The following is an 11,316-nucleotide window of genomic DNA, read 5'->3' on the forward strand; positions in this document are numbered from 1 at the left end:
ACCGGATTCATCGGGAAGGCCCAGCGTCAGGCACTGGGACTCGAAGCCCGCGATATTGCGTGCCCCGAGGTTCACCACGGCGATCACCTGACGTCCGGGAAGGTCATCGACGGCGTAGCGGGCCGTGAGCCCGGCGGCCGACTGCCGAATGCCGATTTCCGGTCCGAAGTCGATGCGCAATCGGTAAAGTGGCTTCCGAGCCCGTGGAAAAGACTCCGCGTCGACGATCGTTCCGACGCGGATGTCTACCTTCTCGAAGTCATCCCAATCGATGGTGCTCAAGCTCGAACCCCGATCGGTTCGGTCCGTCCTCCGGGTCAACCGGACGTTTCGATCACGAACGCGACGCGCCGGTTCTCCAGTCCTCCCGCGGAATCACCCCACTCGCCGGGCGCCACCGGGTTGGCTTCGCCAAGGCCCACGGCCCGGACCAGGTCCGCCGACAGGCCGTACTCGACCAGAAAACCGGCGACGTTCTCGGCGCGCTTCTTCGAGAGAGCCAGGTTGTAGGCCTCCGGACCCGCGGGGTCCGCATAGCCCTGCACGGTGACGAGGGAGGTCGCGTAGTGGTGCGCGACCACGTGTGCGAAACGCTCGATCAGCTCCTGGTCTCCCGGTCTCACGTCATCGGAGTCGAAGTCGAAGTTGACCGGCGTCACGAACCGGATGTGGGTCTGGTACCGTTCGACCAGAGCGTGGTACTCGTCTGCCAGACCCTCGAGGTCCGCCTGCAGGGAGTCCAACTGAGCCTGGAGCTTCTCGACTCCGGCGGCGTTGGCATCGATGCCCTTCTGCTGATCGTCCAGCTGTGCCTGCATCCGGGCCATCGACTGATCGAACTGATCCTGGCTCACCTTGTTACAGCCGGCGGCGACCGCGATGGCGGCGACGCAGGCGATGGGAACGAAGACGGAACGCATGCCTGACCTCTCGAATCGGTATGAACGGGTACGTCCGAAACCTCCGGCGATCGGCCGGAGGGCCGTAGAGTATAATGCAGGAGAGCCGGGACGGCGATTCGCGGCCCGTGTACCTTCGAAGCCGGCCGCAGACGTGGCGGGCCCGGGGTCGCCGGGACCGGTCGTCGCGAATAGATTGACCGGCCCCCCGATCCGGGGCGTTTCGCGTTGAGGCCGCGGAACGTCAGCGTCGGACGGATGAACCGAACACAGTGGTGGTGCGAATGCTCGACAGACTCCTCGCGAGGGAAGTCCAGAAGCGACCGGAGACGGTGCGGCTCCAGGGAAGGGTCCTCTTTCTCACCGAAGACCCGGAGCTGATTCGCCGACAGCTGGCCGGCGAAGACCTGGACTGGGATCCTTCGATTCCGCTCCGCAACGACATCAGCACGGACGAGATCACGCCGGGTTGGGTCTGCTACTACTACGATGAGACGCTGGGCCAGTATCCGTACGTGGGGCTGCTGTGCGAGGGAGAGCACCCGATCGGAAAAGGGGATGTGATCCGCGGCGGGTTCGTGGCGGCCGTCTCCGGGAAACGCCGCGGCAAGGGGTCGAGTCGCGAGGCCGCGCCGTACGCCGAGCGAGCCGCGGGAATCCAGGTGGTGATCGCCGAGAACATCGAGCGGATCTATCGGGAGAACTGCGAGAACCTCGGCATGCTCACCTCCACCGACTTCTCGCTCATCGACCGCATTCGCCGGGGCGAGGAGATTCCGCTCGAGAGCTTCATCGGTGAGGCGGGCCGGATCCAGCGGGACATCATAGAGTACGGGGGCCTCCTGGACTATGCGGTGGCCCGTCTGAAGGGCCTCGTCCAGGTTCCGGCGGTCGTGACCGACGCGACGCGTCCGATGACGGTGGCAGAGAAGATCCTGGCCCGGCACTGGGTGGCCGATCTCGCGGCCGACGAGCTCGGGGTCGACGCGGTCGCGCCCGGGGACGCAGGCTTCGTCAGGACGGACATCCGCTTCAGCCACGAGTACGTGACCCCCATGGCTTCGACCTTCTGGGAGGCGTTCGCCGGCGAGGGTGCGGGGCTCAACGACCCGGAGAGCATCTACTTCTTCCGGGACCACCTGGCGTTCCTCGACGAGGTCATCAGCGAGGAGAAGAAGGCCACCGGCCTCCTGGATGCGGCCCACGGCCTGCACGATCGGCAGCGCGAGTTCGCCGCCCAGCAGGGAATCCGCCTCCACGGCGAGCTTCCCGACCGGGTCGGCTCGGAGGCCATCTGCCACGTGAAGGTGCTGGGCGACTACGCGCTGCCCGGGCAGGTCGTGGTCGGGAGCGACAGCCACACCCCCCACTCCGGGGCTCTCGGGTGCGTGGCGTTCGGCGTCGGGACGACGGCGCTCGTGAACTCCTGGGCGACCCGAGACGTGCGCCTGCGCGTGCCACCGTCCGTTCGGATCGAGATCACCGGACGAAAGCCGGACAACGTCACGGCGAAGGACATGATGCTGGAGATCCTCCGTCACCCGTATGTGAGGGGCGGCGAGGCCATCGGAAAGATTCTCGAGTACACGGGCGAAGCGGTGCGCGCTCTGAGCATCGATGAACGCGCCACGCTGACCAACATGGCCGCGGAAGTGGGCGGGTTCACCGGAATCGTGGCGCCCGATGAGGTCACCATCGAGTGGCTGGTGTCCCACCGCGGGATGGGGCGTTCGGAGGCGGAGGCCCGGGTGGAGGGCCTGTTCAGCGACGACGAAGCCGGGTACGAGTGGACGATGACGATCGATGCGTCGAGGCTGCAGCCGATGGTCGCCACCCCTGGCGACCCGGGGAACGGTGTGCCGATCCGCGAGCTCGATCGAGAGGTCCCGGTGGACATCGTCTACGCCGGCTCCTGCACGGGGGCCAAATGGGATGACATCGAGATGGCGGCGGAGGTGGTGCGTCACGCTCTCGCCGAGGGCCGGCGGGTTCCCGACGCGGTCCAGGCCTGGCTGCAATACGGGTCACTCGAAGTGGAGAGCTTCGCCCGGGACCGCGGCTACCACGACCTCTTCGTCGAGGCGGGGATCGACGTTCTTCCACCGGGCTGCGGCGCCTGCATCAACGCGGGGCCGGGCGTCAGCTTCGACGTCGAGACGGTGACCGTCAGTTCGATCAACCGCAACTTCCCGGGCCGCAGCGGACCGGGGAAGGTGTACCTGGCAAGCCCCTACACGGTGCTCGCTTCCGCCTTCGAGGGAAAGATCGTGCCTTTCGAGCGAAAGGCCGTCGCAGTCTAGACGTCGATCTGGTCGAGATCCAGGTTCTCCCAGTCCACGTTCTCGACCTTCCGGTCACCGGACGGTAGCTCCGCCGGCCCCGACCCGAGCTCGCCTCCGGTCCTGGCCTTCTTCCGGGCCCGGAGGCGACCGCCCACCCAGCCCAGCATCATCCCCGCCGCCAGCGGAACCAGGAGCAGCAGGGCCACGCTGGTGGTGACCGTGGTGAAGAAGAGGTCGATCGTCACCGGATCCATGTTGAGGAAGGCGAAGAACACGACGGCGACGGCCACGAGCAGCAGAAAGACCTGCTGCAGCGAGAGCAGGGTCTTCTTCATGTCCGCCATGGTACCTCCTCCTTCCGTCGGTCAGCCGGCTTCTCTCAGCGATGCCATGATCCTGTCGGCCGCCCAGCGCCGCACGACCGGCTTCCAGGCCCAGCCGAACGCCGCGGCCAGGGGCCCCGGCCTCAGCTCCGCGAGCATCCGGTCCGCCTCGCCTTCCACGAGCGCGCGCAACCGGGTCTTCCCGGCCGCCGGAATCGCCTCGAAATCCGGCTCCAGCGAGTCGACGCGGTACTCGGCGTCGTCACCCGGATCGTACGAGATCACATCCGACAGGGTTTCCTCGATCATGCGACGCGCGTCCCGACGGCCGGCACGGAAGTCGTTGGCCCTCCACTCCCGGCTGAAGAAGCCCCCGAAGTTCCCGAGGAAGTCCCCGGCCAGCGAGCCCTCGGCCGCCGGAGCGACCAGGTGGAGCGGCAGGATGTCCTTCGCCTCGAGGCCCGCCGCCGCCTCGAGAACGAACACGAGCTTCGCCAGTCGGGCGCGCGCGGCCCGGGAGTCAGCCCGTTCCATGGCTGTAGAATACACGGGGTCCGCTTCGATCCGGCGCACGGCTGCGTCGAGGTAATCCACCGCCGGGTCGCCGGACGGGGCCTGGCTGGAATCGTCTCCCGCCACCCGGGCCTCCGCCACGTGCTCCGCAAGCTCGCCGATGTAGCGACCCAGCACGAGCGCCTCGGGGTCCGCCAGCTCCGGCGCGAGATCCGGCAGTCGGTCGACGAGGGTATGGAGGATCTCGAGGCGATCGTTGATGCGGTTGGCCGTCTGCCAATCGCGGGCGGCTCCCTGCCCGAGCACGGCGCGCGCGAGGGCCGCGGCCATCCCTGCGACGGTCCCGGGGGGGCCGCCATCGGACACCGACATCGGCGCAACGCCTTCGAGGGCAGGCTCCACGAACAGGTAACGGCGATCCTCCGTCCTGTGGTCCGCCCTGCGCTCGACGAGATCCCGGGCGAGACCGAGCGGGGCGTTGTCGAACAGACCGCCGTCCACGTACCACATTCCGATACGACCCCCCGGCTCGCCGGGAAGATGCGCCTGCGGGTAGTCCTCGAGGCGGCGGTCCAGGCGGCGCGGGGGAAACGCGAACGGAAAGCTGGCCGACGCTACGGACGCATCGGCGATCTCATCCCACAATGGGCTCGCCGCCCGGTCGCCAGATCCGACCTCGAACGACACTTCGTCGCGGTGCACGCGCATCCCGAATTTCCGATCGGGCTCGTTGAGGAATCGATACCGGCGGTCATACGGCACACCGTAGAGGTTGGCGAGGGAGAAGCCGATTCTGAGAGGTTCCCCTCCCGCGGGCGAGGGCTCGTCGTCGGTGCACGGCGGCGCCGCGACCAGTTCCCGGGTCAGCTCCTCGAGCACCGTCACGTCCATCCATCCTTCCCTTCGCGGCCGGGCAGGATCGAGGAGAACGGAGGCGTCCGCCGCGTCGATCCACGCCCGTTCGATCCACGGCAACAGGTGCCGGTTCACCGCGAGGCACCGGGCCACCAGGGCGGCGTTGAGAGCTCCGGCCGAGGTGCCGGTGACGACGTCGATCACGACGCGGTCCGAGCGTCGGTTTCCTTCCAGGGCGCGCAGGATTTCCGACACGGCTCCCCCGATGTAGGAGCCGAGAGAAGCGCCGCCGCCGAGTACCAGTGCGATCCGTGTCATTGGTCTTCCAGTCAGGGTTTCGCTCGCGCCGAAAAGTGCTCCCGACCCCGGCCGGGGGCAAGCTGCGGAAGCGGGCGGGCAGGTCGAGTGGAACCATCGAGGGGGGTGCGGAGGTATACCTGCTGTGACGACCCCGATGTGGCCGTCTGACGTGTTTCGAGCCGATACGGTATGAGCCTCGCCGTCACGTGCCGGAGCCGCCAGGCGGCCACTTCTTTTTCACGTGCCGGGGATTTCCATCTGCAGCAGACTCCCCGCGTCCTGACCGACTCCGTCGACCCACAGTGACCAGTGAAGGTGCGGCCCGGTGACCCTGCCCGTGGCCCCGGCCCGTCCGACCAGATCACCGGCTTCCACCACGTCGCCCTCCTTCACCAGCACCTCGGAGAGGTGGAAGTAGCCCGAGTACACGCCGAGGCCGTGGTCCAGGATCACGCCGTTTCCCGAGAAATAGAGATCCTCCGCCAGCACGACTCGCCCCCTGCCGGCGGCCCGCACCGGGGCTCCGACCTGCCCCCTGAGGTCCAGTCCGGTGTGCCGGCTCTGGAGCTCCCCGTTGAACACGCGCTCCTGGCCGAACTCGGCCGTCACGTCGAACGGCCTCGGCGGTTCGAACGGGCCGTCCAGGAGCCACTCGCTCGAAGCCGAGTCGAGGATCGAACGCAGGCGCTCTCGATCGCGAGCGATGCGCTCCTGGACCTCGGGTGGCGGTGACGAGAAACGCGGTGCGACGCTCAACGAGGTCGTGTCCCAAACCCGGGCCGCCACGTCCAGATCGATCGTCTGTTCGCCGACTTCTCCGTTCGGGAAGCGAATCTCCAGCTGAAGTCGCTCCGGCCCATGGACTCCGATCGGGACTGCCGCGAAGCCCAACCAGACACCGTCCAGGCGACCGAAGCGCACCACGTGACCGGCCAGGCGTCCGACCACCGCTTCCGGCTCGAGGCCCCCGCGCACCACGTGGATCCGAAACGAGACCGCCGATCCCTCCACGACGCCCGCGGGGGTCCAGGTGACGCCGACGGGAAGGGCGGAGCGCGCCCGCGGCTCAGCGGCCTCGGCCCGAATGACCGCCACCAGCGAGTCGAAGTCGAGGCCGGCCGCTGCGACGGAATCGACGGCGGCCGAGTCCGCCACGGCCGAGTCGGCGGCGGCTTCGCGGCCGGCCTCCGATCCGAGAGCCGTGAGCTCGCCCTCGGTGCCGCGGGCCACCGTCTGAGTGGACGTGGCGCAGCCACCGCCGAAGGCGATGAGAAACAGGGCGAGCAGCCCATTCCGGATCCACTCCGGCCGTTCGAGTCGACTCATAGGCGGCACGATGATGCCCCCCGGATCGGCTGGCAAGGAGGCGGCGGAGACAACGGTCGGACAGGGCCGCGAGCCGCTACACGACGGGCAACTTCCTTGCTCGTCACGGATTCCGCGGGTACCTTTTTTCGCTGGTCGAGGCTGTGATTCCGCAGTCCGCGTTCCGCTACCCGCGCAGGGGCCGCCATAGCATGCAAGTGTTCGAGAAGTGCGCGAACTTCCACGTCGCCCGCGATCTTCGGGCAGCGGGGCTGTATCCGTACTTCCAGAGGATCGAGGCATCGGCCGATACCGAGGTCGTCATCGACGGCCATCGCAAGGTCATGGTGGGTTCCAACAACTACATGGGACTCACGCACGATCCCCGGATCATCGAAGCCGCCAAGCAGGCGCTCGACAAGTACGGCAGTGGAAACACGGGCAGCCGGTTTCTCAACGGGAACCTGGATCTGCACGATCAGCTGGAAGAAGACCTGGCTGACTTCGTCGGGAAGGAAGCAGCGCTGGTCTTCAGCACCGGGTACCAGACGAATCTGGGCTCGATCGGTGCCCTGATCGGCCGAAACGACACGGTCTTCCTCGACAAGCTCGACCACGCCTGCATTCAGGACGGTGCCCGCCTCGGCTTCGGCGAGATCCAGCGGTTTCGCCACGCCGACTACGAGCACCTGAAGAAGCTGCTCGAGGCGGCGGACCGCGGTCGCGGCAAGATGATCGTGGTCGACGGCGTGTACAGCATGGAAGGAGACATCGCCGACCTCCCGACCCTCATACCGCTCGCCCACGAATACGGTGCGGCGGTGATGGTGGACGACGCCCATTCTCTCGGCGTTCTCGGCCCGCACGGCGCGGGAACCGCGGCGCACTTCGATCTCACGGACGAGGTCGATCTCATCACCGGAACGTTCAGCAAATCCCTCGCCTCCATCGGCGGCTTCGTGGCCGCCAATGCCGAGGTGATCGACTACCTGCGTAACAACGCGCGGGCATTGATCTTCAGTGCGAGCATGCCGCCGGCGGCCGTGGCCACGGTGATCAAGGCTCTCGAGATCATCCGCATCGAGCCCGAGCGTCAAGAGCGGCTTTGGGCGAACACGCGCCGGATGATGAAGGAGCTGAGCGCCATGGGGTTCGACATCGGCCCCACGGAGACGCCCGTGATCCCGATCCTGATCGGCCCGATGGAAAAGACGTTCGTTCTGTGGAGGGACCTGTTCGACAGCGGAGTGTTCACGAACCCCGTCGTGCCGCCGGCCGTTCCGGACGGCAGCTGCCGTCTGCGCACCAGCTACATGGCCACGCACACCGACGACCAGCTGGACTTCGTGCTCGAGCAACTCGAGCGGGTGGGGAAGAAGTACGGGGTGCTCGGCCACGGGATCGAGGTCGCGTGACCGGATCGCCGGACGTGCGAGTCATCCCGGCCGACGGCAAGAGAGAATTCCGCCAATTCCTCGACCTGCCGTATCGGATCTACGAGGGTGACCCGAACTGGGTGGCGCCCCTCCTGCGCGACATGAAGGTCATGTTCGACCGGGACAGGCACCCGTTCCACAAGCACTCCGAGATCCAGTCGTTCATCGCGCTCGATGGCGACCAGACGGTCGGTCGCATCGTGGCGATCCACAACCGAAACCACGTCAGGTACCACGACGAGCCCGTCGGCTTCTTCGGCTTCTTCGAGTGCATCGATGAGCAGAAGGTGGCAAACGCCCTGCTCGACACGGCTGCCGACTGGGTGCGGGAGCGTGGGCTCGAAGTGATCCGCGGCCCGGCGAACTTCTCCACCAACGAGCAGGCCGCTCTGCTGGTTCAGGGGTTCGACCGACCTCCCGCCATCATGATGCCGTACAACCCGGAGTACTACGAAGACCTGATCCTGAACGCCGGCTTCCATTCCGCGATGGACATGGTCGCCTATCATCTCGACAACAACATGCCGCCGGACTACCTGCTCAAGGTCGAGGAGCGGTTGTCCAAGCGGCTGAAGGTCTCGCTCCGCACCCTGCGGAAGGAGCGATTCGACGAGGAGCTCGACCGGGTCCTGTACGTCTACAACAAGGCCTGGGAGAAGAACTGGGGCTTCGTGCCGATGACGGACGCGGAGATCCGGTTCATGGCCAAGGAGTTGAAGACGGCCGTGATGCGGGACCCCGAGCAGGTCATCTTCGCGGAGAACGAAGAGGGCGATCCGATCGGGTTCGCTCTGTGGCTCAAGGACTACAACCAGGCCCTGATCGAGGCGAAGGGCAGGCTCTTTCCCTTCGGCCTCCTCAAGGTTCTTCGTCGGGCGAAGAGTATCGACATGTGCCGCGTCCTCACCCTCGGCCTGATCGAGGAGTACCGGCACAAGGGGATCGACAACCTCCTCTATCTCCGGATCTTCCGCGAAGGTGCAGCCAAGGGGATGACGGAGGGAGAGTTCGGGTGGATCCTCGAGCACAACTGGGCCATGCGGAAACCGCTCGAGAAGATCGGCTGCAAAGTGTACAAACGGTACCGCATGTACGACCGGGACCTCTGAGTCCGGTGCCCGAGCCCGGCCGGACCGTACTCCTCACGGGCGCCACGGGCTTTCTCGGGAGCCACGTGGCGGACGCCCTCGTCGCCGAGGGATGGACCGTGCGCTGCACCGTTCGTGAGACGAGCAGCCTTCGCTGGATCGAAACCCTTCCCGTCGAACGCGTCACCGTGGACCTGCGGTCACCCGAGGACCTCTCCCGGGTCCTCGAAGAAGTGGAGGTCGTGGTTCATGCCGCCGGGGTGACTCGCGCGAGCTCCGACGCGGAGTTCCATCGCGTGAACGCGGAAGGAACCGAGGCCCTGGCCGCGGCCGCGGCAGCCGCCGGCGTACACCGCTTCGTCCTCGTGAGCAGCCTGGCCGCGCGCGGACCCGACCGCGCTGTGAAGCAGGGTCCGGTCGGCGATCGCCCGCGGAGCCCGTACGGAGAGAGCAAACTTGCCGGCGAGCGAAGACTCTTTCAGGTGCTCGCTGGCGCGGGTGGGGCGATGCAGGGCGCGATCCTGCGGCCGGGAGGCATCTACGGACCGAGGGACGAGGACTCGCTGAGCCTGTTCAAAGTGGCGAGGGCGGGCGTGCTTCCGGTTCCCACCGGAAAGGGGCGCCTGCAGCCCGTGTACGTGAAGGACGTGGCCGAGGCGGTGGTGCGGGCGGCCTCGCGCCCCGATGTCGAGCTCGAGCCCGTGCCTCTCGTGGGTTCGGAAATCGTGTCGTGGACGGCGATGGGGGAGGCGCTCGCCGAAGCCGTCGGCAAGCCCGTCCGCCTGGTGCGCGTGCCTACCCCCGTCTGGCAGCTGGGAGGAGCGCTCACGGAGACGGCGGCGAGACTGTTCGGGATTCCACCGCAGTTCGATCGCCGTACCGCCGACGACCTGGCCAGGTTCGACTGGACGGCCGATCCGCGCCTGGCGGAGAAGGCGCTCGGGTGGAGCGCCACGACGCGGCTTCGAGAGGCGATGGTCCGTACGGGACGCTGGTACCGCGAACAGGGGTGGCTGCGTTGATCAAGGGTTTCCGGTCGGAAACGGACATGGCGATGCGTGGACCGCTGGCGGTGGACTACCTCACCCAGGCGTACCTCACCGCTACGGCGATCGTCGCCCTGACGAGTCTTTCCGGCACCGGTCTGCTGATTGCGGCGCTCCACGTCGGCGCGGTAGGCCTGATCGCGTGGGCTGCGACCTTGCCGCTGCCGAAGCACGGACTCGCCGTCTTCTTCCGCCTGTTCTATCCGGTCGCGCTCACCCCGATTCTCTATCTCGAGCTGGCGCCGCTGAACCAGCTGCACGTGACCGGCTATTTCGACGCCACGGTGATGCACTGGGAGGAGCTGCTGTTCGGGAGCCAGCTCGCCATGCGCTTCAGCGAGAGCATCGGACAGCTCTGGTTCTCCGAGATGCTGCACATCGGGTACTTCTCCTACTACTTCATCGTGCCGGGGGCGGCGGCCACCGCGTACCTTCTCAAGGGTCCACGGGCCCTCGAACGGGCCTCGTTCACGATCGCGCTGGCCTTCTTCATCTGCTACGTGTGCTTCTCCGTCTTCCCGGTGGCGGGCCCCCGGTACGATTTTCCGACCATCGCGGGCGACGGTCCGTCGGGCCCGACCTTCGCGTTGGTGCACACGATTCTCGAGTCGGGTTCCTCCAAGGGGACGGCCTTCCCTTCCTCCCATGTCGCGGCGACGATGTCGGCCTGGTTCGCCACCGGACGCGAAAGCAAACGCGTCTTCTGGATCATGGCGCCGTTCGCGGTGTCTCTCACCCTCGGAACGGTATACGGGCGGTTCCACTACGGGATCGATGCCGCCGTGGGGCTGGTCGTGGCGATTTCGGCCTACCTCGCGACGCCATGGCTGATGAAGCGCCTGGAGAGCGGTCCCGAGGGGAGCTGACCCCCCGGGCGCAAAGCGGCCGAAACCACCCCGAAGGCAACCGTGTCGCCATCTCACCCGTCCAAATACCGGTGATCATGAGAATCGAGGCGAATGTCTGACGCTCAGCTGATCGCGGCGGCCCGGGAGGGCGATCGCCGCGCGATGGAAGCCCTGTACACGGCGCACAGCGGCCGCGTGTACTCCGTGGTTCGGAGGATGGTCGGCGACGACCACCTGGCGGAGGACGTGTCCCAGGACGCGTGGGTGCGCGCGTTCGAGAAGCTGCACCTGTTCCGCGGGGAGTCCTCGTTCGGCACCTGGATGCACCGGCTCGCGGTGAACTCCGCGTTGAATCGCCTGCGGCGGCAGAACAAGCGGCCGACCGTCGAGGCGACGGCTGAGCGGCGATCAGGGCCGCCCC

11 protein-coding genes are annotated in these 11,316 nt (G+C 67.0%); 6 read left to right on the forward strand and 5 right to left on the reverse strand.

Annotated elements, in window-relative coordinates:
• Both AC36XV_RS05780 and AC36XV_RS05785 read right to left on the reverse strand, forming a co-directional pair.
• On the reverse strand, positions 1-282 hold a 282-nt coding region (locus tag AC36XV_RS05780; RefSeq protein WP_492202733.1), incomplete at its 3' end, for a tRNA-binding protein.
• A gap of 35 nt (positions 283-317) precedes the next feature.
• Positions 318-920, reverse strand: coding sequence for an OmpA family protein (locus tag AC36XV_RS05785; RefSeq protein WP_492202734.1), 603 nt, complete (start codon positions 918-920; stop codon positions 318-320).
• A gap of 263 nt (positions 921-1,183) precedes the next feature.
• Between AC36XV_RS05785 and AC36XV_RS05790 the strand changes: the two genes are divergently transcribed.
• Positions 1,184-3,199 carry an aconitase family protein gene (locus tag AC36XV_RS05790; RefSeq protein ID WP_492202735.1) on the forward strand — a complete coding sequence of 672 codons (2,016 nt, stop codon included), beginning with the start codon at positions 1,184-1,186 and terminating at the stop codon, positions 3,197-3,199.
• Here AC36XV_RS05790 and AC36XV_RS05795 read toward each other — a convergent pair.
• The 3 genes from AC36XV_RS05795 to AC36XV_RS05805 all read right to left on the reverse strand — a co-directional run bounded on the left by AC36XV_RS05795 (position 3,196) and on the right by AC36XV_RS05805 (position 6,498).
• Complete coding sequence (locus tag AC36XV_RS05795) at positions 3,196-3,525, reverse strand: lipopolysaccharide assembly protein LapA domain-containing protein (RefSeq protein ID WP_492202736.1); 330 nt, start codon at positions 3,523-3,525, stop codon at positions 3,196-3,198. The genes AC36XV_RS05790 and AC36XV_RS05795 overlap by 4 nt on opposite strands.
• Positions 3,526-3,546: 21 nt before the next feature.
• Positions 3,547-5,190 carry a DUF3376 domain-containing protein gene (locus tag AC36XV_RS05800; protein ID WP_492202737.1) on the reverse strand — a complete coding sequence of 548 codons (1,644 nt, stop codon included), beginning with the start codon at positions 5,188-5,190 and terminating at the stop codon, positions 3,547-3,549.
• A 219-nt stretch (positions 5,191-5,409) separates the two neighbouring features.
• Entirely contained in the window at positions 5,410-6,498 is a 1,089-nt protein-coding gene (locus tag AC36XV_RS05805) for a M23 family metallopeptidase (RefSeq protein WP_492202738.1), read from the reverse strand.
• A gap of 191 nt (positions 6,499-6,689) precedes the next feature.
• Here AC36XV_RS05805 and AC36XV_RS05810 point away from each other — a divergent pair, with 191 nt between their 5' ends.
• The 5 genes from AC36XV_RS05810 to AC36XV_RS05830 form a co-directional block, all read left to right on the forward strand.
• A complete protein-coding gene (locus AC36XV_RS05810) occupies positions 6,690-7,892 on the forward strand; it encodes an aminotransferase class I/II-fold pyridoxal phosphate-dependent enzyme (protein WP_492202739.1) in 1,203 nt (400 codons plus the stop codon).
• Positions 7,889-9,022: an N-acetyltransferase gene (locus AC36XV_RS05815; protein ID WP_492202740.1), complete on the forward strand. Its 1,134-nt coding sequence runs from the start codon at positions 7,889-7,891 to the stop codon at positions 9,020-9,022. Before AC36XV_RS05810 ends, AC36XV_RS05815 begins: the two co-directional genes overlap by 4 nt.
• 5 nt (positions 9,023-9,027) lie before the next feature.
• A complete protein-coding gene (locus AC36XV_RS05820) occupies positions 9,028-10,023 on the forward strand; it encodes an NAD-dependent epimerase/dehydratase family protein (protein WP_492202741.1) in 996 nt (331 codons plus the stop codon).
• Positions 10,020-10,913 carry a phosphatase PAP2 family protein gene (locus tag AC36XV_RS05825; protein ID WP_492202742.1) on the forward strand — a complete coding sequence of 298 codons (894 nt, stop codon included), beginning with the start codon at positions 10,020-10,022 and terminating at the stop codon, positions 10,911-10,913. The genes AC36XV_RS05820 and AC36XV_RS05825 overlap by 4 nt, the downstream gene beginning before the upstream one ends.
• 93 nt (positions 10,914-11,006) lie before the next feature.
• Positions 11,007-11,316, forward strand: a 310-nt coding sequence (locus AC36XV_RS05830; RefSeq protein ID WP_492202743.1) for an RNA polymerase sigma factor, incomplete at its 3' end; no start/stop codon positions are given.

Source organism: Candidatus Benthicola sp. (assembly GCF_058719085.1).